Consider the following 20662-nt stretch of genomic DNA (forward strand, 5'->3'; position numbering starts at 1 on the left):
TTACGCCTTAGATGGCAATTCTTCGATGGTGTGGAAGTGGTTGGTGTAGATGCAGATATCACCTGCAATATCCAACGCTTTCACAGCGATATCGCGCGCGCCAAGGTCGGAGTTCTCCAACAGCGCGCGGGCGGCAGCCTGGGCGTACGGGCCGCCGGAACCGATAGCAATCAGGTCGTTTTCTGGCTGTACCACGTCACCGTTACCGGTGATGATCAGTGACGCATTTTCATCAGCGACCGCAAGCAGTGCTTCAAGCTTGCGCAGCATGCGATCGGTACGCCAGTCTTTCGCCAGCTCAACGGCGGCTTTCACCAGATGGCCCTGATGCATTTCCAGTTTACGTTCAAACAGTTCAAACAGCGTGAAGGCGTCAGCGGTACCGCCTGCAAAACCGGCGATCACTTTGTCGTTATACAGACGACGCACTTTTTTCACGTTGCCTTTCATGACGGTATTACCCAGTGTGGCCTGGCCATCACCGGCAATTACCACCTGGCCGTTACGGCGTACACTTACTATTGTTGTCACGAGCAGACCCCCTGGTTACAAATTCGGAATAGAAGCCCCGAGGCAGTGCTCAGGGCTGAATAGGAGTATAGATGGGGGGGATTTTGGGGGTTTCAACCCCCGGAAGCGAGTCGAATGCAGTTTGTGTGACCTGCCATCTTCAGACGGGAGATGGTGCCATCGGCATTGTCTTTGCCTTTGACCGGCCCAATCACTACGCGGTTCCAGCCGTTATTGGTGGTGATGCGCGAGTCAAACCCTTCAAAGGCCAGCTGCGCCCGTACGGTTTCTGCCTGCTCTGCCCCTTTAAAGGAGCCGCACTGCACCATCCAGCGGCGATCGTCTTTCTTCTCAGCCGTCTGCTTTGGCGCCTCGGTCTCTTTGGTGATTGGCGCGGCCTGCTGCGTTTTCGGTGCCTGGGCGGTGGTATGCGCCGGGGTCTGCAACAGATCCTGATACGGCTGATTTTGTTTCGACGGCTGTGCTTTAGGCTGCTGAACCGGCTGAGTCTGCGCGGTACGCGGCTGCTGATACGGCTGCTCCGTTACGCGCGGCTGCGCTTTAGGCTGCTGTACCGGCTGGCTCTGCGCCCACTGTTGCTGCTGCTGAGTTTGCTGCTGTGCCTGACGCTGACGCTGCAGCGTTTGCTGGCGCTGTGCCGGCGTCTGTTCATTCCACGGCACTTCGTTAAGCTGGGTGGGCTGCTGGCGCATATCGGCCTGCATCTGTGCCAGTAGCTGACGCTGTTCGTTGGTTAACTGAGTGGGATCCACCACCTCGCCACCGGCAGAAGGTTCTGTCGGCGCACGGACGCCCGGCTGGCGGCTCTCCAGCTCTTTAATATAGCGCCAGCGCTCTTCCGGTTTCGGGGGTAAGCCATTGCCGACAACTTTATTGCCCTGCAGCGCTTCTGCTTCTTCTTTTTTATGGTGCGTAATGAACCAGAGGCCGCCGATGAATGCTACCAGTACCGCCGCCGCAATCGCGACCATGGCAGGTGAGACCGCAGGCATGCTGCGTTGCGGTTTCCGTGAGCTACTCTTTTTGCGTCGCGAAGGTGCCGGCTGGCCGCGACGTACATAATCTCGTTGTGCCACTATCGTTTCGCTGTATTTTATCGTTTGTCAGCCCGTCATGTTACTTAAGCGACGGGCCTTTGACCAGATGAGGAAGTCTGAAAGGCGGCGGCTTTACGTTAGTGCCTGGGTTGAACCGCGAACAATCAATTCACAGTCCAGTAAACGGGAGCCACTGCTGACCGTTTGGCCGTTCAGTTGATCCAGTAATAACAGCATCGCTTCCCGGCCAATATCATAGCGGGGCTGCGCCACGGTCGTGAGCGGCGGATCGCAAAACTCAGACAATGAGATGTTATCGAAGCCAATAATAGAGAGATCTTTCGGCACGTTCAGGCCGCGGCGCTTGGCATACGACAGCGCGCCCAGCGCCATCACGTCGCTGTGGCAGAATACCGCGGTCGGCGGCTGTGGCAGCGACAGCAGTTGTTCCAGCGCCAGCCCGCCAGCGGCATAGGTAAAATCGCCCCGGGCAATGTAGTGCGGATCCACCGTCGCCCCGGTGCGGCGCAGCGCCTGCACGTAACCCCGCAGGCGATAATGGCACAGCGGCATCTCTTCCGGCCCGGCGATACAGCCGATGCGTTTATGGCCCAGTTCCTGTAGATAGTTCACGGCGTTGAAGGCTGCGGTGAGGTTATCAATGTGAACGGTTGGCAGTTCCAGCTCAGGGGCAAACTCGTTGGCCATGACCATCGGCGGCAGGTTGCGTTGCTCTTCAATGCTGGCATCGAAGGGCAGGCGGGAGCCGAGCAGCAGCATGCCATCGATCTGCTTGGTAATAATCAGGTCGATAAAGGTTTTTTCCTGCTGGTTCTGGTGCGCGCAGTCACCAATCAGTACCAGATAGCCCTGAGCCGCGGCGGTCACTTCAATGCCGCGGATAATTTCGCTGAAAAAGGGATCGCAGATGTCGGGCACAATGACCAGGATGGTGCGGGATTCGTTACGTTTAACGTTACGGCCCATCGCATGAGGCAGATAACCCACCTCCAGCGCAGCCTGCTCAACACGATTGCGCGTGCTCTGAGAGACTTTATCGGGATTCATTAAGGCTCGGGATACCGTTGCCGTTGAGACTTTTGCTTTCAGGGCAACATCTTTCATGGTCGCCGAGGCAACCTCTTTCCTGGACTTCAACCTCTTCTCCTCGCAGGCGTATCACCGCTCTTCTGACTGCGTCAGTTTTATCAGATTGCGAATGGAAGCGGTTACAGAATTTTCATAAAAAGTGTGAGGCGAGTTAAATTTTTCGATCTGCCTCCCACCATTTTTTAGCTTTCGATGGGATCAACGTCCAGCACCCACTTCACTTTGCGTGCTTCCGGCAGGGTGTTAATTAACGCTAAGGTTCCGCTGACGATATGTTGCAGGCGGATCCTGGAAGGGTGCTGGAGCAGGATTTGCCAGCGATATCGCCCGCCGCGTTTCGGGGCCAGCGCCGGAACCGGGCCTAAAATCCACAGCTGATTGTCCACCAGCGGGCTGGCTTGCAGGAGATTGCGCAGTTGCTGCAGGAACAGCGGGGCCTGCTGGTTGTTGTGATCCTCGGCACGGATAATCACATGGCTGGTCCACGGCGGTAACTGCAGGGTCTGGCGCTCGGCCAGCGCCTGCTCCGCAAAGGCGTCATAGCCTTTATGCAGCAGGGTTTGCAGCAGCGGGTGCTCAGGATGGTGCGTTTGTAACACCACTTCGCCCTGCTTGCCGGCACGCCCGGCGCGACCAGCCACCTGGGTATAGAGCTGGGCAAAGCGCTCTGCGGAACGGAAATCTGCCGAGAACAGCGCGCCGTCAACGTCCAGCAGCGCCACCAGGGTGACGTCCGGGAAGTGGTGCCCTTTTGCCAGCATCTGGGTACCAATCAGAATCCGCGCTCCGCCGCGATGCACCTCCGCCAGCTGCTGCTCAAGTGCGCCCTTGCGGCTGGTGGTGTCGCGATCGATGCGCGAGATCGCCACGCCCGGGAAGAAAGGGGTCAGGGCCTGTTCCAGCTGCTCGGTGCCCAGCCCGACCGGCACCATGTGCGTCGAGCCGCAGGACGGACACTGACGCGGGATCGGACGTTGGCTGTCGCAGTGGTGGCAGCGTAAATGGTGCTGGGCCTGATGCAGGGTGTAATAATGATCGCAGCGCGGGCATTCGGCTATCCAGCCGCAGTCGTGGCACAGCAGCGCCGGGGCGAAGCCGCGACGGTTGAGAAACAGGATCACCTGGTTATTAGCTTGTAAATGCTGACGCATGCGGGTGATTAACGCCGGGGCTAATCCCGCCTGCACCTGCTGGCCTTTCAGATCGAGAACATGCTGCACGGCAGGACGGGCATTTCCCGCCCGGCGCGTCAGGCGCAGCATGTGATATTTACGCTGGCGCACGTTGTGCAGCGTCTCCAGCGCAGGCGTGGCCGAGCCGAGAATAATCGGGATCTGCTCGCTATGCGCGCGGTATACCGCCAGATCGCGGGCGTGATAGCGCCAGCCCTCCTGCTGTTTATAAGAGCTGTCGTGCTCTTCGTCGATCACGATGACGCCCAGATTTTTAAACGGCGTAAACAGCGATGAACGGGTGCCGATCACGATTGCCGCTTCACCATTTCGGGCTTTCAGCCAGGCGCTGAGGCGTTCGCTGTCGTTTAATCCTGAATGCAGCACCTCGACCGGGGCGTTAAAGCGTTCGCGAAAACGGGCGATGGTCTGCGGCGTCAGGCCGATTTCCGGCACCATTACCAGCGCCTGCTTCCCCTGCGCCAGCACGTTTTCCAGCACGCTCAGATAGACTTCGGTCTTACCCGAGCCGGTGACGCCCGCCAGCAGCCAGGCCGAGAAGCGATCGGCGGCGCTGTGGATCGCTCCGACGGCGGTGGCCTGTTCGGTATTCAGACGCAGACGGTTGCCCGGCACGCTAAAACCATCGCGCCAGTCGATCAGCGCGGGCGCTTCGCAGGCCAGCTCGCTCAGCCCTTTTTTGCGTAAGCTCTGCAGCGCCGCATCGTTAAAGTCGAGGCTCTCGACCTGATGACGCCAGATCCGGCCCTGGCGTAACGCCGCCAGCGCCTGCTGCTGTTTCGGGGAGCGTTTCAGGCTATTAATATCCACCGCTTGCCCCTGCTCGGTGGCAAACCAGTACCACATTGGCGCGTGGCTGGCGCTTTTCCCCTGACGCAGCAGAATGGGCAAGGCGTGAAACAGCACGTCGCCGATGGGATGGTGATAATAGTCGGCGGCCCATAACAGCAGTCGCCAGACGCTGGTGGAGAAGACGGGCTCATCGTCCAGCACCTCAACCACGCTTTTCAGTTCACTGAGGGGCAGCTTGCTTTGCTGGCTCACGGAGACCACAATGCCTACCCGCTGTTGTTTGCCAAACGGCACCGTCACGCGACAGCCCGCTTTGGCCTGCATACTGTCTGGCAGCAGGTAATCAAAGGTACGGGGAAGCGGAACGGGCAGGGCAACGTGAGCTACGGGCATCGAATCTTCCTGACTTGAAAAGTGGCGCGTTAGTATACACATTAGTGAAAGGCGGCGTGCGGATCAGTTTGCATACCCTGGTTAAATTCTGTATGATTCGCCGCCTTTGGTGCACTTTGCATCAAAGAACTTACATTCAACATCGCGTGGTGTCTGGCGTTAGGGCTGGAAGAGCGACGCGGCCTTAACTGAGGTTCTCCCCATGAAAAAAGATATCCATCCTAAATACGAAATGATTACTGCAAACTGCTCTTGCGGTAACTCTATCCAGATCCGCTCTACCGTGGGCCACGATCTGAACCTGGACGTGTGCGGCAAATGCCACCCGTTCTACACTGGTAAGCAGCGTGATGTTGCAACCGGTGGCCGTGTTGACCGCTTCAACAAGCGTTTCAACATCCCGGGCGCAAAATAAGCATCCAGAAGAAACCGCCTCAGGGCGGTTTTTTTTTGCCTGCAATATATCTCCTGAATAAATTTTATATTTATATTCTTCTTTTAAATATATATTTCAAGTTTCCTGAAAATAATTCCCGCCACGTCATATCATCTTATTTATACGGATAGTGAGCTTCATCTTTGTCTTCTTGATATTTTTGCCATTTGGCTATCAGGCATGGCAATAAATAAAAGGTTTATCCCTGGTTGTAAAATTACACTGCGCTCGACATAAATTTTTATTTGCCATTTTAGTCACGATGGCTTTCAGGGTAGATTTACGTTGAGGGAAAAAGGATGAAACTGACGCAACTCTTATTCGCGCTTCCGTTAATATCGTGTGCAGCGCAGGCAGGATACGTTGATTATCGGCACGAGTATTACGACGATGGGCGTAACTATGACCGCGTGTACATGTCGCACCGCTTTGGGACAGGCTTTGGCGTAGCCGTTGAGGCCGTCTCGCGCTCTGATGAAAAGCAGTCTAACGATGCACTCAATAATATGGAGAGCAACAGCAGCGAATATACTGCCAGCTACCAGTTCACCTGGCAGGGGTTTGTCTGGCAGCCGGGTATTGCCGTTGAAATGGGCGACAATATGTCCATTTATAAACCCTATTTACGCGTGCAGTATAATATTAATGATAACTGGTGGACGGCGTTCCGTTATCGTACCGAATATACCCGGCGTAATGCAGACGGTAAAGATGATCGTATAGTATACCGCCCGGAAATGTGGCTGGGATATAATATCGATAACTGGATGTTTGAACTGAACGGCATTTATAAATTTGCCGACAACGAAGATTTGTATAATAACAAAAAAGAAGATTACGAATATAACTTCCGCGTGGCGTATAAGATTGATTCATGGGTGCCGTTTGTGGAAGTGGGTAACGTCTCTTCCGGCTATAACACCGCCACCAGCGACGACCGCCAGACGCGTCTGCGCGTAGGCTTAGGCTACAACTTCTGAGAAACCATCCCGCTGAGCACCCTCAGCGGGATCACACCGCAGCGTTAGTATTCCCACGTTTCCGGGTCGATACCCAGTTCACGCATGATCACCTTCGCCTCTTCCGGGATTTCGTCACTGCGCTCTTTGCGCAGATCGTCATCGTTCGGTAACGGTTGGCCGGTAAACGCATGCAGGAACGCCTCGCAAAGCAGTTCGCTGTTGGTTGCGTGACGCAGGTTGTTCACCTGACGACGCGTACGTTCATCGGTGAGGATCTTCAACACCTTCAGAGGAATGGAAACCGTAATTTTTTTTACTTGTTCACTCTTCTTACCGTGCTCAGCGTATGGGCTGATATATTCGCCGCTCCATTCAGCCATGAGATACCTTTAATCCTCTTTGTCATTAATATGAGGCCGACACCGCAGCGGTTCGCAGGGTTTCGCGCCATAATCTTGCGTAGTTTACCGTAGAGACGCCACCGTGACACGGATATTGCCTCTGCGTTATGCGCTAAAGCATGTAATTTTAACGGCTATTTGCGTATTGCTCAATCTATACGCAAAGAAGTTTAGATGTCCAGATGTATTGACGTCCATATAATCAATGTTTACTCTGGTGCCTGACTTTTCATCCATTAAGCCAGGAAGCCTTCACCATGACGCGTAAACAGGCCACCATCGCAGTGCGTAGCGGATTGAATGATGACGAACAGTACGGCTGCGTTGTCCCGCCGATTCATCTCTCCAGTACCTATAACTTCACCGGATTTAATGAACCACGCGCCCATGACTACTCGCGCCGTGGTAACCCGACACGTGATGTGACCCAGCGTGCGCTGGCGGAACTGGAAGGCGGCGCAGGCGCGGTGATGACCAATACCGGCATGTCGGCTATCCACCTGGTGACCACCGTGTTCCTGAAACCTGGCGATCTGCTGGTGGCGCCGCACGACTGTTATGGCGGCAGCTACCGACTGTTCGACAGCCTTGCGAAGCGCGGTTGCTATCGCGTGCTGTTTGTCGATCAGGGTGATGAGCAGGCGCTGAAACAGGCGCTGGCAGAAAAGCCGAAGCTGATTTTAGTCGAAAGTCCAAGCAACCCACTGCTGCGCGTCGTGGACATTGCAAAAATTTGTCAGCTTTCAAGGGATGCGGGAGCGATAAGTGTAGTGGATAATACGTTCCTCAGTCCGGCCTTGCAGAACCCGCTGGCACTGGGAGCGGATCTGGTATTGCATTCATGCACCAAATACCTGAACGGCCACTCCGACGTTGTCGCTGGGGTCGTTATTGCCAAAGATCCAGAGCTTGTCACCGAACTGGCATGGTGGGCGAATAACATCGGCGTTACCGGCAGTGCGTTTGACAGCTACCTGTTGCTGCGTGGGCTACGTACCCTGTCGCCGCGTATGGACGTGGCGCAGCGTAATGCCCAGGCGATTGTCGATTTCCTTAAGACCCAGCCGCTGGTGAAAAAGCTTTATCACCCGTCGCTGCCGGAGAACCAGGGACACGAGATTGCGGCGCGTCAACAAAAGGGGTTTGGCGCGATGTTAAGTTTTGAACTGGATGGCGATGAGCAGACGCTGCGTCGCTTCCTGAGCGGGTTGTCACTGTTTACGCTGGCGGAATCTTTAGGGGGAGTCGAAAGCTTAATCTCCCACGCCGCAACAATGACGCACGCAGGCATGGCGCCAGAAGCGCGTGCCGCCGCCGGAATTTCTGAGACGCTACTGCGAATCTCAACCGGTATTGAAGATTGTGAAGATTTAATTGCCGATCTGGAAAATGGCTTCCGGGTCGCAGCCAAGGGGTAATCATGAGTGTGATAGCGCAGGCAGGGGCGAAGGGTCGCCAGCTGCACAAGTTTGGTGGTAGTAGTCTTGCTGATGTGAAATGTTACCTGCGGGTCGCGGGGATCATGGCAGAGTATTCGATGCCGGGGGACATGATGGTTGTCTCCGCGGCGGGCAGCACCACCAACCAGTTGATTAGCTGGCTGAAGTTAAGCCAGACCGATCGTCTCTCTGCGCATCAGGTTCAACAAGCGTTACGCCGTTACCAGAGTGAGCTGATCGCCGGTTTATTGCCAGCCGACGTGGCAGATGGCCTGATTAGCACCTTTATTCAGGATCTGGAGCGACTGGCCGGTTTACTCGATAGCGGCGTTACTGACGCCGTTTATGCTGAAGTCGTGGGCCACGGCGAAGTCTGGTCTGCCCGCCTGATGGCGGCCGTCCTGCAACAGCAGGGTCTGGAAGCGGCATGGCTGGACGCGCGTGATTTCCTGCGTGCCGAGCGTGGCGCTCAACCGCAGGTTGATGAAGGCCTCTCTTATCCTCTGCTCCAGCAGTTGCTGGTGCAGCATCCGAACAAACGTATCGTCGTAACCGGCTTTATCAGCCGCAGCAACGCGGGTGAAACCGTGCTGCTGGGACGTAACGGCTCTGACTACTCCGCAACACAGATCGGTGCCCTGGCGGGGGTGTCTCGCGTCACCATCTGGAGCGACGTAGCCGGTGTTTACAGCGCTGACCCGCGTAAGGTTAAAGATGCGTGCCTGCTGCCGCTGCTGCGTCTCGACGAAGCCAGCGAGCTGGCCCGTCTGGCGGCCCCGGTACTGCACGCCCGTACTCTGCAGCCGGTGTCTGGCAGCGATATCGACCTGCAACTGCGCTGCAGCTATACGCCGGATCAAGGCTCAACCCGTATCGAGCGCGTCCTGGCCTCCGGCACAGGGGCGCGTATCGTTACCAGCCATGACGACATCTGCCTGATCGAATTCCTCGTTCCTGCCGGACATGATTTCAAACAGACGCATAAAGAGATTGACCTGATCCTGAAGCGCGCCCAGGTACGCCCGCTCGCCGTGGGTGTGCACACTGACCGGCACCTGCTGCAGTTCTGCTATACCGCAGAAGTGGCCGACAGCGCGCTGAAAATTCTTGATGAAGCGGGCCTGCCGGGCGAGCTTCGTCTGCGTCAGGGTCTGGCGCTGATTGCGATGGTAGGGGCGGGCGTCACCCGTAACCCGCTGCACTGCCACCGCTTCTGGCAGCAGTTGAAGGGCCAGCCGGTGGAGTTTACCTGGCAGTCGGAAGAGGGGATCAGCCTGGTGGCGGTCATGCGTACCGGGCCAACCGAAAGCCTGATCCAGGGGCTGCACCAGTCGCTGTTCCGTGCTGAAAAACGTATCGGTCTGATGCTGTTTGGGAAAGGCAACATTGGTTCCCGCTGGCTGGAGCTGTTCGCCCGCGAACAGACCACACTTTCGGCGCGTACCGGATTCGAATTTGTGCTGGCGGGCGTGGTGGATAGCCGCCGCAGCCTGCTCAACTATGAAGGGCTGGATGCGAGTCGCGCACTGGCCTTCTTTAACGACGAAGCCATCGAGCAGGATGAAGAGTCGCTGTTCCTGTGGATGCGCGCCCACCCGTACGACGACCTGGTGGTGCTGGATGTGACCGCCAGCGAGCAACTGGCCGATCAGTATCTTGATTTCGCCAGCCATGGTTTCCACGTCATCAGCGCCAACAAACTGGCGGGGGCCAGCAACACCCGCAACTATCGCCAGATCCACGATGCCTTTGAAAAAACAGGTCGTCACTGGCTGTATAACGCCACCGTCGGGGCGGGTCTGCCGGTAAACCATACCGTGCGCGATCTGATCGAAAGCGGCGACAGCATTCTGGCGATCAGCGGTATCTTCTCCGGTACCCTGTCGTGGCTGTTCCTGCAATTTGATGGCACCGTGCCTTTCACCGACCTGGTGGATCAGGCGTGGCAGCAGGGGCTGACCGAGCCTGATCCGCGTGTGGACCTCTCCGGTAAAGACGTGATGCGTAAGCTGGTGATCGTGGCCCGTGAAGCGGGTTACGACATTGAGCCTGGTCAGGTTCGCGTGGAGTCGCTGGTGCCGGCAGACTGTGAAGAGGGTTCTGTCGATCACTTCTTCGAGAATGGCGATGCGCTGAACGAGCAGATGTTACAGCGCCTGGAGGCGGCCCGCGAAATGGGTCTGGTACTGCGCTACGTGGCGCGTTTTGATGCCAATGGCAAAGCACGCGTTGGCGTGGAGGCCGTTCGCCCGGAACATCCGCTGGCGGCGCTGTTGCCGTGCGATAACGTCTTCGCCATTGAAAGCCGCTGGTATCGTGATAACCCGCTGGTGATCCGTGGGCCGGGTGCAGGCCGCGACGTGACCGCCGGGGCGATCCAGTCGGATATCAACCGTCTGGCGCAGCTGCTGTAGTTTCAAAGATTACCCCTCACCCTAGCCCTCTCCCCACAGGGGAGAGGGGACAGTCCGGCGCTGTTTTTTCTTCCTCGCTCCTCTGGGGAGAGGGGATGGTCCGGTGCTGTTTTTCCTGCCTCGCCTTTCCTGGCAGAGGTTACGGCCCGGCGCTGTTTTCCTTCCTCGCTCCTCTGGGAAGAGGGTACGGCCCGGCGCTGTTTTTTCTTCCTCGCTCCTCTGGGGAGAGGGGATGGTTCGGTGCTGTTTTTCCTGCCTCGCCTTTCCTGGCAGAGGTTACGGCCCGGCGCTGTTTTCCTTCCTCGCTCCTCTGGGAAGAGGGTACGGCCCGGCGCTGTTTTTCTTCCCTCGCTCCTCTGAAGAGAGAAGACGGCGCGGTGCTGTTTTTCTCCCTCGCCCCTTTGGGGAGAGGGCCGGGGTGAGGGGACTTCTCACCCCATCATGAACTCCCCTCAACTCCCCTGAGCATTCCTCACCGTTATTGTTGATTATTTCTGTTGACGGCAGTCGGCTTTTCCGTCATTTTTACATCTGGACGTCTAAACGTATAGAAGTTCGAACACAACAAACAACGACACGCGATTGATGAGGTAAGGTATGAGCTTTTTTCACGCCAACCAGCGGGAAGCCCTGAATCAGAGCCTGGCTGAAGTAAACGGCCAGATTAACGTCTCATTTGAATTTTTCCCGCCGCGCACCAGTGAAATGGAGCAGACCCTGTGGGCCTCTATCGATCGCCTGAGCAGTCTGAAGCCGAAATTTGTTTCGGTGACCTACGGCGCCAACTCTGGCGAGCGCGACCGTACGCATAGCATTATTAAAGGCATTAAGGATCGTACCGGTCTGGAAGCCGCGCCGCATCTGACCTGTATCGATGCCACCCGCGACGAACTGCGTACCATCGCCCAGGATTACTGGAATAACGGTATCCGCCACATCGTGGCTCTGCGTGGCGACCTGCCGCCGGGCAGCGGTAAGCCGGATATGTACGCGACCGATCTGGTGGCGCTGCTGAAAGAGGTGGGCGATTTCGACATCTCCGTGGCGGCGTACCCGGAAGTCCACCCGGAAGCAAAAAGTGCTCAGGCGGATCTGCTCAACCTGAAACGTAAGGTGGATGCCGGGGCCAACCGCGCTATCACCCAGTTTTTCTTTGACGTGGAAAGCTATCTGCGCTTCCGTGACCGCTGCGTCTCCGCCGGTATCGACGTCGAAATTATTCCGGGGATCCTGCCAGTTTCGAACTTCAAACAGGCCAAGAAATTTGCCGACATGACCAACGTTCGCATCCCGCACTGGATGGCGAAAATGTATGAAGGCCTGGACGATGACGCTGAAACCCGCAAGCTGGTGGGTGCCAGTATCGCCATGGACATGGTGAAGATTTTAAGCCGCGAAGGGGTGAAAGATTTCCATTTTTATACCCTCAACCGCGCCGAAATGAGTTACGCGATCTGCCATACCCTGGGGGTTCGCCCGGGTCTGTAAAGGCAAGTCCCTCACGGTTGTGGGGGATTTTTATTTCGGGCTGATATTCACGGTATTAACTATCAAATCTGTGGATGGTTTCAATTATCTCTTGTTGCCAGTGGTGTATATCCTAACGGTAAAACCATAGAGGGAGCAGAGCGATGAGTACGTCCGACGATAACCAGAATTCAGGCAAGTGTCCTTTCCATCAGGGCGGTTATGACAAGAGCGCAGGTGCCGGTACCAACAGCCGCGACTGGTGGCCTAAACAGCTTCGTGTCGATCTTCTCAATCAACACTCCGAACGTTCCAACCCGCTAGGCAAAGACTTCAACTACCGCAAAGAATTTAGCAAACTTGATTACTCTGCTCTGAAAGGCGATCTGAAAGCCCTGCTGACGGACTCCCAGCCGTGGTGGCCTGCAGACTGGGGCAGTTACGCCGGTCTGTTCATCCGTATGGCGTGGCACGGCGCCGGTACCTATCGCTCCGTAGACGGGCGTGGCGGTGCGGGTCGTGGTCAACAGCGTTTCTCTCCGCTCAACTCCTGGCCGGATAACGTCAGCCTCGATAAGGCGCGTCGTCTGCTGTGGCCAATCAAGCAAAAATATGGGCAGAAAATCTCCTGGGCCGACCTGTTTATTCTTGCCGGTAACGTCGCGCTGGAGAATTCCGGCTTTAGAACCTTTGGCTTTGGTGCGGGACGTGAAGACGTGTGGGAACCGGATCTGGACGTTAACTGGGGTGACGAAAAAGCCTGGCTTGAGCATCGCCATCCAGAAAGCCTGGCGAAAAGCGCCGTTGGCGCCACCGAGATGGGGCTGATCTACGTGAACCCGGAAGGGCCAAACGCCAGCGGTGAACCACTGTCTGCGGCGGCGGCGATCCGCGCCACCTTCGGCAACATGGGGATGAACGATGAAGAGACCGTCGCGCTGATCGCCGGGGGGCATACGCTGGGGAAAACCCATGGGGCAGGGGAAACGACCCATGTGGGGGTTGATCCAGAAGGTGGCCTGCTTGAAGCGCAGGGCCTGGGCTGGGCCAGCACGCACGGCAGCGGTTTTGGTGCTGACGCCATTACCTCCGGTCTGGAAGTGATCTGGTCCCAGACGCCGACCCAGTGGAGCAACTACTTCTTTGAGAACCTGTACAAATACGACTGGGTACAAACCCGCAGTCCGGCAGGTGCGATCCAGTTCGAAGCGTCGAATGCGCCGGAGATCATGCCCGATCCCTTCGACCCGTCGAAAAAACGTAAACCGACCATGCTGGTTACTGACCTGACGCTGCGTTTCGATCCTGAGTTCGACAAGATTTCCCGTCGTTTCCTCAACGATCCGCAGGCCTTTAACGAAGCTTTTGCCCGCGCGTGGTTCAAACTGACCCACCGTGATATGGGGCCAATTTCACGCTATATCGGCCCGGAAGTGCCGAAAGAAGAGCTGATTTGGCAGGACCCACTGCCGCAGCCATTCTTCCACCCAACCGCGGAGGATATTCAGAGCCTGAAAGAGGCTATTGCCAACTCTGGGTTGTCGGTGAGCGAGCTGGTATCGGTGGCATGGGCTTCGGCGTCCACCTTCCGCGGTGGTGATAAGCGTGGCGGCGCCAACGGCGCACGTCTGGCGCTGGCACCGCAGCGCAGCTGGGATGTTAACGCCGTGGCCGCGCGCGTTCTGCCGGTGCTGGAAGGCATCTATAAATCGGCGCATAAAGCGTCACTGGCAGACATCATCGTGCTGGCCGGTGTCGTGGGCGTTGAGCAGGCCGCTAAAGCCGCTGGCGTGAATATCACCGTACCCTTTACGCCGGGTCGTATTGACGCGCGCCAGGATCAGACCGATATCGGCATGTTTACCCTGCTGCAGCCGGTTGCCGATGGTTTCCGTAACTACCGGGCGGCGATTGACGTTTCGACCACAGAGTCGCTGCTGATTGATAAAGCACAGCAACTAACGCTGACCGCGCCAGAGATGACGGTGCTGCTGGGCGGGCTGCGCGTGTTGGGTGCTAACTTTGATGGCGGTAAGAGCGGCGTCTTTACCGATCGCGTGGGCGTACTCAGCACGGACTTCTTCGTCAATCTGCTGGATATGGGCACGCAGTGGAAAGCCACTGACGAGTCCAGCGAGCTGTTTGAAGGCCGCGACCGCGTGAGCGGGGAAGTGAAATATCTGGCGAGCCGTGCAGACCTGGTATTTGGTTCTAACTCCGTGCTGCGCGCACTGGCTGAGGTTTATGCCAGCAGCGATGCCCACGAGAAGTTCGTGAAGGATTTCGTCGCGGCATGGGTAAAAGTGATGAACCTCGACCGGTTTGATCTGCTGTAAACAGAAAAATCCCCGCTCCGGCGGGGATTTTTTATCGGTTAACGGCTTCGGCTTATCCGGCCTACGGAGTGTTGGCCCTTACAAGCGCCGCCGGGCAGGAAGGTTATTCCCACTCCTGCAGGAAGCGCTGACCGTACTGGTCGGCAACCAACAACGCCGCATACACCTGGTCCGGCGTTGCACCACCCGGCATGTTATGGATAGTTTCCCCTTCTGCACATGACGCCTCGGCCACTAAACGCATTTTGGCCGGAATATCCACTTTGATATCCAGCTGCGCCAGGGTGATAGGTAGCCCTACGCTGTGACATAACGCCGCCACGGTTTCGATCTCTTCCACCGGGGCGTTCTCCAGCACCAGCTGGGTTAATGTGCCAAAGGCTACTTTCTCGCCGTGATAGTAATGATGGGCGTCCGGGATGGCAGTCAAACCGTTGTGAATAGCATGCGCCGCCGCCAGGCCGCCGCTTTCAAAACCGACGCCGCTCAGATAGGTGTTGGCTTCAATGACTCGCTCAAGCGCGGGCGTTACCACATGTTGTTCTGCCGCCAGCATCGCTTTTTCACCCTCTTCAACCAGGGTGTTGTAGCACAACTCGGCCAACGCCAGAGCGGCCTGGGTGCATTTGCCCCCCGCCATCGTCGTGGCGCCGCTGCGCGAGCAGGCACGGGCTTCAAACCAGGTTGCCAGCGCATCGCCAATCCCGGCGGCCAGCAGGCGTGCGGGCGCACCCGCTACCACTTTGGTATCCACAATCACGATATTCGGATTGTGCGGCAGCATCAGATAGCGATCAAACTCGCCGCTGTCGGTGTAGATGACGGACAGCGCGCTGCAGGGCGCATCGGTAGAGGCAATGGTAGGGGCGATGGCGACCGGGACATCCATAAAATGCGCCAGCGCTTTTGCAGTATCCAGCGTTTTACCGCCACCGATGCCCAGCACGGCCTGGCAGTTGGCTTCTTTCGCCAGCTGACGCAGCCGGTCAATCTCGTTCTGCGAACATTCGCCGCCAAACGGTACAATTTCGACGTATAACTGTGCCTGTTCAAAACTCTGGCGCAGTGTTTCTTCGGCAAAGCCCAGCACAAATTTATCGCCTACCACCAGCCAGCGTGCCGCCAGCGGCTTGAGATAATCACCGAGGCGGGTGAGCACATCGGCCCCCTGAATGTATTTGCCGGGTGATTGAATAATACGGTCCATAACATGTCTCCCTTAGAGGTTGAGGTTACCAAACGCGTTTTTCCAGTCCTGCTCGAACTTCTCTATAGCTGACTCTACTGCCGGGGTGCCGAGCATTTGTTGCGCTACATCTAAAGGAAGTGTTATCGCTTCACATCCAGCCAGCAGACAATCAAGCGCCTGACGCGGCGTTTTAAAGCTGGCGGCCAGCACCATGCTGTCCGGGGCGTGGAGTTCCAGCAGGGATTGCAGCTCCTGCACCGTGCGGATCCCGTCACCGCCCTGGGCATCGACGCGATTGACGTATGGCGCGATATACTTCGCCCCTGCCAGCGCCGCCAGCAAACCCTGTGAGGCGCTGTAAACGGCAGTGCCAAGGGTGGTGATTTTCTCTTTTTTCAATTGTTTGATTGCCACCAGACCTTCAGCCGTCACCGGGATCTTTACCACGATCCCCGGCAGGGCGTTGCTCAGGCGTTTTGCTTCAGCCACCATACCTTCAGCATCGCGGCTCATGGTTTGGGCAAATAAAATGCCCTCTTCACCAATGGCTTTCTGCAGGCGAGGCAGCACATCCCAGATGGATTCTTTGCTGGCCGCCACAATGCTCGGGTTGGTGGTTACGCCGGCGATAGGGAAGATGCGGGCCAGGCGTTCGACTTCCGCCACGTTGGCGGTATCCAGATACAGTTCCATTTTGCGTCCTCTTAAAGTTCAAGCTCGTGTTGCAGCAGGCTGGCGATAGCGTCCGCGGATGCGGCATTGACCAGCGCGTTGCGGAAGGCTTCGTGCATAATGCGGCGCGCCAGGCGCGAAAAGATGCGCATATGCTGGTCGCCTGCGGCGTGTTTGTTCAGGGTGAGCATGATGATGAACTGCGCATCTTCGTCACCCCAGCGGACCGGCGCCTTCAGGCGCGCCACGCTAATGGTGGACTGCTCAATATGCTCTGATTTGCTGTGCGGAATGGCGAAACTAAAGCCCAGTCCCGTCGAGAAAACTGCTTCACGCGCCCAGAGATCGGCCTCCAGTTTACGTGGATAGCGACAACGGCTTGCCAGCAACAGGTTGTCGGTCATCCCTTTGAGCACCTCTTCTTTGCTGCGCCAGTCGCTGTCCAGGGTGATGCACTGCGTGGTGATGAGCGGTGCGTCCTGCTGGGTCATGCGGAACTGCGCCAGCAGGTGCTCGACTTCCAGCGAGGTGCGGCAGGCCATCGCCTGGTTGAGTAGTTGGCGGCAGGCGCGGCTGTCGAGCTGCGCCATCCGGGCCTTGGCGGCCGGTATCGACGGGGCGCTCATGCTGATCTCATCCAGTCCCAGGCCCACCAACAGCGGCAGTACAGAACCTTTCGCCCCCAGCTCGCCACACAGGCCAATCCATTTACCCTGACGATGCACCGCCTGTACCGCGTAATCCAGTGCGCGGAGAAATGCCGGATTGAGGCTGTTGTAATGGCGGGTAACTTTGGCGTTATCCCGGTCGACCGCCAGCAGGTACTGCGTCAGGTCATTACTCCCAATACTAAAGAAATCAATCTCTTCACAGCACTGATCGATGATGAACATCACCGATGGCACCTCCAGCATGATGCCAAGAGGGATCTTCTCGTCGAAGGGGATCTGCTCGCTGCGCAGCTGCTGTTTTGCTTCCGCAAGTTTCTCTTTCACCCATAAGATCTCCTCCATGGAGGAGATCATCGGAATCATAATCTTGAGATGACCGTGCGCCGACGCGCGCAGAATTGCCCGCAGTTGCGTGGTGAACAGCGCGGCGTACTCCTCATAGATACGCACCGCGCGATAACCCAGGAACGGGTTGGCTTCGGCGGGGATCTTCAGGTAATCCACGGGCTTATCGCCACCGATATCCATGGTACGTACAATAATGCTGCGCCCCTGCGCGGACTCCAGCGCCTGACAAAAGATGTTGTACAGCTCGTTTTCACAAGGGGCGCTGGTGCGGTCCATATAGAGCATTTCAGTACGGAACAGTCCAACGGCCTCAGCACCATTACCAAATGCCGCCTGTGCTTCTACGGAGTGAGCAATATTGGCGGCGACCTCCATACGGATGCCATCGGCGGTGCGCGCTTCCTGCGTCAACCAGATGCGCTGTTGCTCGCGCAGGGCGTCATGCACCCGGGCTTCCTGTTGGTAGTAGCGCGCCACCGCCTCGTCCGGGCTGACAACAACAGCGCCCGCGTTGTCGTCGATAAAGACAGTCTGCTTGAGCCAGGGATTCAGCGCTTCGATCTCCACGCCAACCAGCGTCGGGATATTAAACGAGCGGGCAAGGATCACCGTATGCGACGTGGTGCCGCCGCTTTTCAACAGCAGTCCTTTCAGCAGGGTTTTATCCAGTTCAAGGAACTGGCTTGGCGTGAGTTCGTCGGCCATGCACACCGTGGGCTGAGTGAGCTTGCCCGGGACCGGGAAGCGCTGCTCGCCATAGATATGCTGCAGTAGCTGGAAACAGACATCGCGTACATCCAGCGCGCGTTCCTGTAAGTAGCTGCTGCTGGAGCGGCCAAACTCTTCGCAGAAATGGCTGGCGCTGTCGACGATCGCCTGAGCGCAGCTTAATCCCCGCAAGACGCCATCGAGCAGGTGTTGACGCAGCGAGGTATCCCCCGCCAGCGAACGGTGTGCTTCCAGAATGGCGCGGGTGGCACCGTCGCTGTCGAGCAGGCGAAACTCAATGTTCTTTATCAGTAACGTTAAGCCTTTATCCAGCGCGGACTGTTCACTCTCTGCATCTTGTGCAGCAGGAAGCGCACCCAGAGCGTTGAGATCCAACGAAGAGAGGCGCATCAGTATGCCGCCCGCGCTACCTGCACATACGCTGCGGGCGCGGAAAAGGCGCGGATTCAGGTTAGTGAGCGAGGCCGGAAGCGGTTCCAGCTCGCTGTTTTCGGCCACCGCCAGCGGCGCATCGCAGTGGGGGAATTCTTCGCGCAACCACTTGCTCAGCTGTTGATGTGCCGCCTGTTCGTCCGCTCCAGAAATGATTAACCGGCAGCTATCGCCCGCCAGGGTATCGGTGCCGATCAATGCCAGGGCGCTTTTGGCGTTGCCTTTACGATCGGTACGCAGGTTATGCCACTCGATATCGGCATTGAAGGTGTTGCACAGTGTCTCAACGTGGCTTGCCGGGCGCGCATGGACGCCATTGGGTAGCTCACAGGTAAATTCCACAATCAGGGCCATCGCCTCTCTCCCATAATGGTTTTCTCCGTACAGAATAAAAGTACGACGTCGCCCGATACCATGTGACAAAAATGCCAAAAGCTGGACAAATGTAATGTCTGTTCCAAAGTGAGAGTCGTTTCACAAGTTAGCACTTACTGTAAGAATTGGTGGGCTGCTTAACTTATGAGGCTGATCTCATTTTTGTACTGACATTACAAAAATCCAGTAAATGGCCTTTTTATCCACTGTCTGCCTCCCGCCTGATTGCCTATTGTTGCCACAACATCTTTATGGATATGGGCACACACTGGCCCGGGAGCGACTTATGAAAGAGTTGGTGCAGATCCTGAAAAACACCCGTCAACATTTGATGACCGGCGTGTCTCACATGATCCCCTTTGTGGTAGCGGGTGGGATCCTGCTGGCGGTTTCCGTCATGTTGTACGGCAAAGGTGCCGTGCCGGATGCGGCGACCGATCCAAACCTCAAAAAGCTGTTTGATATCGGCGTGGCGGGGTTGACCCTGATGGTGCCTTTCCTGGCGGCCTATATTGGTTACTCCATCGCCGAGCGCGCCGCGCTGGCACCTTGTGCGATTGGCGCCTGGGTCGGAAATAGCTTCGGCGCCGGGTTCTTCGGGGCGCTGATTGCCGGGATCATCGGTGGCATCGTGGTCTATTACCTGAAAAAAATCCCGGTGCATAAGGTCCTGCGCTCGGTGATGCCTATCTTCGTCATTCCTATTATCGGCACCTTTATTACCGCGGGCGTGATGATGTGGGGCCTGGGCGAACCGGTCGGCGCGCTGACCACCAGCCTGACCCAGTGGTTACAAGGTATGCAGCAGGGCAGCATCGTGTTGCTGGCGGTGATCATGGGCCTGATGCTGGCCTTCGACATGGGCGGCCCGGTGAACAAGGTGGCCTATGCCTTCATGCTTATTTGCGTGTCGCAGGGAGTCTACACCGTGGTTGCCATCGCCGCCGTGGGCATCTGCGTGCCGCCGTTGGGGTTGGGTCTGGCGACGCTGTTGGGCCGTAAAAACTTCTCCGGTGAAGAACGCGAAGCCGGCAAAGCGGCGCTGGTAATGGGCTGTGTTGGCGTCACTGAAGGGGCAATCCCCTTTGCGGCGGCTGATCCATTGCGCGTGATCCCTTCCATCATGGTGGGCTCTGCCTGCGGTACGGTAACCGCCGCGCTGCTGGGTGCCCAGTGTTATGCAGGATGGGGCGGCGTGATCGTGCTGCCCGTTGTTGAGGGCAAACTCGGCTACCTCGCCGCCATCGCCGTTGGGGCGCTGGTGACGGCAGTCTGCGTTAACGTATTGAAAAGTTTGGCTCGCAAGAATGTTGACCCGGTCAGTGAGAAAGAAGACGACCTGGATTTAGATTTCGAAATGAATTAAGTGAGGAATAAACCATGACCAAAATTATTGCTGTAACCGCATGTCCTTCTGGCGTTGCCCACACATACATGGCTGCCGAAGCGCTGGAAAGTGCCGCAAAAGCGAAGGGCTGGGAAGTCAAAGTGGAGACGCAGGGATCGATCGGTCTGGAGAACGAACTGACCGCCGCCGATGTGGCTGAGGCCGATATGGTCATTCTGACCAAAGATATCGGCATCAAATTTGAAGAACGTTTTGCCGGAAAAACCATTGTACGCGTCAACATCAGCGATGCCGTCAAACGTGCCGACGCCATCATGAACAAAATCGACGCCCATTTGGCGCAAACCGCTTAATCCTTTCCCGCCCATTCGGGCGGGTTTGTATTTT

16 protein-coding genes are annotated in these 20662 nt (G+C 56.9%); 8 read left to right on the top strand and 8 right to left on the bottom strand.

Features of this window, described 5'->3' with window-relative positions; all coding sequences use genetic code 11:
* The 4 genes from hslV to priA all read right to left on the bottom strand — a co-directional run bounded on the left by hslV (position 1) and on the right by priA (position 5056).
* Positions 1 to 531 (bottom strand): ATP-dependent protease subunit HslV, encoded by a 531-nt coding sequence (hslV, locus tag C3F35_RS12340; protein ID WP_032615282.1) that lies wholly within the window; start codon positions 529 to 531, stop codon positions 1 to 3.
* 92 nt (positions 532 to 623) lie between these two features.
* Complete coding sequence (gene ftsN / locus C3F35_RS12345) at positions 624 to 1607, bottom strand: cell division protein FtsN (RefSeq protein WP_032615281.1); 984 nt, start codon at positions 1605 to 1607, stop codon at positions 624 to 626.
* A gap of 93 nt (positions 1608 to 1700) precedes the next feature.
* A complete protein-coding gene (gene cytR, locus C3F35_RS12350; protein WP_103793412.1) occupies positions 1701 to 2726 on the bottom strand; it encodes a DNA-binding transcriptional regulator CytR in 1026 nt (341 codons plus the stop codon).
* A 134-nt stretch (positions 2727 to 2860) separates the two neighbouring features.
* The gene (gene priA, locus C3F35_RS12355) at positions 2861 to 5056 is read right to left on the bottom strand and encodes a primosomal protein N' (protein ID WP_103793413.1); all 2196 of its coding nucleotides are present in this window, start codon (positions 5054 to 5056) and stop codon (positions 2861 to 2863) included.
* Between the two features lie 202 nt (positions 5057 to 5258).
* Here priA and rpmE point away from each other — a divergent pair, with 202 nt between their 5' ends.
* Both rpmE and C3F35_RS12365 read left to right on the top strand, forming a co-directional pair.
* The gene (gene rpmE, locus C3F35_RS12360; protein ID WP_032615278.1) at positions 5259 to 5471 is read left to right on the top strand and encodes a 50S ribosomal protein L31; all 213 of its coding nucleotides are present in this window, start codon (positions 5259 to 5261) and stop codon (positions 5469 to 5471) included.
* A gap of 320 nt (positions 5472 to 5791) precedes the next feature.
* On the top strand, positions 5792 to 6472 hold the full coding sequence (locus tag C3F35_RS12365; RefSeq protein WP_077226907.1) for an oligogalacturonate-specific porin KdgM family protein: 681 nt from the start codon (positions 5792 to 5794) through the stop codon (positions 6470 to 6472).
* A 44-nt stretch (positions 6473 to 6516) separates the two neighbouring features.
* Here C3F35_RS12365 and metJ read toward each other — a convergent pair whose 3' ends face one another.
* Positions 6517 to 6834, bottom strand: a complete 318-nt coding sequence (metJ, locus tag C3F35_RS12370) for a met regulon transcriptional regulator MetJ (protein ID WP_003862042.1) — start codon at positions 6832 to 6834, stop codon at positions 6517 to 6519.
* 278 nt (positions 6835 to 7112) lie between these two features.
* Between metJ and metB the strand changes: the two genes are divergently transcribed.
* The 4 genes from metB to katG all read left to right on the top strand — a co-directional run bounded on the left by metB (position 7113) and on the right by katG (position 14511).
* Positions 7113 to 8273 carry a cystathionine gamma-synthase gene (gene metB / locus C3F35_RS12375; protein WP_103793414.1) on the top strand — a complete coding sequence of 387 codons (1161 nt, stop codon included), beginning with the start codon at positions 7113 to 7115 and terminating at the stop codon, positions 8271 to 8273.
* Between the two features lie 2 nt (positions 8274 to 8275).
* On the top strand, positions 8276 to 10708 hold the full coding sequence (locus tag C3F35_RS12380; RefSeq protein WP_032615275.1) for a bifunctional aspartate kinase/homoserine dehydrogenase II: 2433 nt from the start codon (positions 8276 to 8278) through the stop codon (positions 10706 to 10708).
* Positions 10709 to 11305: 597 nt separating this feature from the next.
* A complete protein-coding gene (gene metF, locus C3F35_RS12385) occupies positions 11306 to 12196 on the top strand; it encodes a methylenetetrahydrofolate reductase (protein ID WP_032615268.1) in 891 nt (296 codons plus the stop codon).
* Positions 12197 to 12339: 143 nt separating this feature from the next.
* Positions 12340 to 14511 (top strand): catalase/peroxidase HPI, encoded by a 2172-nt coding sequence (katG, locus tag C3F35_RS12390; RefSeq protein WP_059306962.1) that lies wholly within the window; start codon positions 12340 to 12342, stop codon positions 14509 to 14511.
* 103 nt (positions 14512 to 14614) lie between these two features.
* Here the strand turns inward: katG and gldA are convergent, their stop codons facing one another.
* From gldA to ptsP, 3 genes are read right to left on the bottom strand one after another with little or no spacing between them, the layout of a single operon-like run.
* On the bottom strand, positions 14615 to 15718 hold the full coding sequence (gene gldA, locus C3F35_RS12395) for a bifunctional L-1,2-propanediol dehydrogenase/glycerol dehydrogenase (RefSeq protein ID WP_103793521.1): 1104 nt from the start codon (positions 15716 to 15718) through the stop codon (positions 14615 to 14617).
* A gap of 12 nt (positions 15719 to 15730) precedes the next feature.
* Positions 15731 to 16393 (bottom strand): fructose-6-phosphate aldolase, encoded by a 663-nt coding sequence (fsa, locus tag C3F35_RS12400; RefSeq protein ID WP_032615262.1) that lies wholly within the window; start codon positions 16391 to 16393, stop codon positions 15731 to 15733.
* An 11-nt stretch (positions 16394 to 16404) separates the two neighbouring features.
* Positions 16405 to 18906, bottom strand: a complete 2502-nt coding sequence (ptsP, locus tag C3F35_RS12405; RefSeq protein ID WP_103793522.1) for a phosphoenolpyruvate--protein phosphotransferase — start codon at positions 18904 to 18906, stop codon at positions 16405 to 16407.
* Between the two features lie 307 nt (positions 18907 to 19213).
* Here ptsP and C3F35_RS12410 point away from each other — a divergent pair, with 307 nt between their 5' ends.
* Positions 19214 to 20293: a PTS fructose transporter subunit EIIC gene (locus C3F35_RS12410; protein WP_032615257.1), complete on the top strand. Its 1080-nt coding sequence runs from the start codon at positions 19214 to 19216 to the stop codon at positions 20291 to 20293.
* Positions 20294 to 20307: 14 nt separating this feature from the next.
* Positions 20308 to 20628 carry a PTS fructose-like transporter subunit IIB gene (locus tag C3F35_RS12415; protein ID WP_032615255.1) on the top strand — a complete coding sequence of 107 codons (321 nt, stop codon included), beginning with the start codon at positions 20308 to 20310 and terminating at the stop codon, positions 20626 to 20628.
* The last annotated feature ends 34 nt before the right edge of the window (positions 20629 to 20662 follow it).

Source organism: Leclercia sp. LSNIH3, assembly GCF_002935105.1.
Lineage (GTDB): Bacteria > Pseudomonadota > Gammaproteobacteria > Enterobacterales > Enterobacteriaceae > Enterobacter > Enterobacter adecarboxylatus.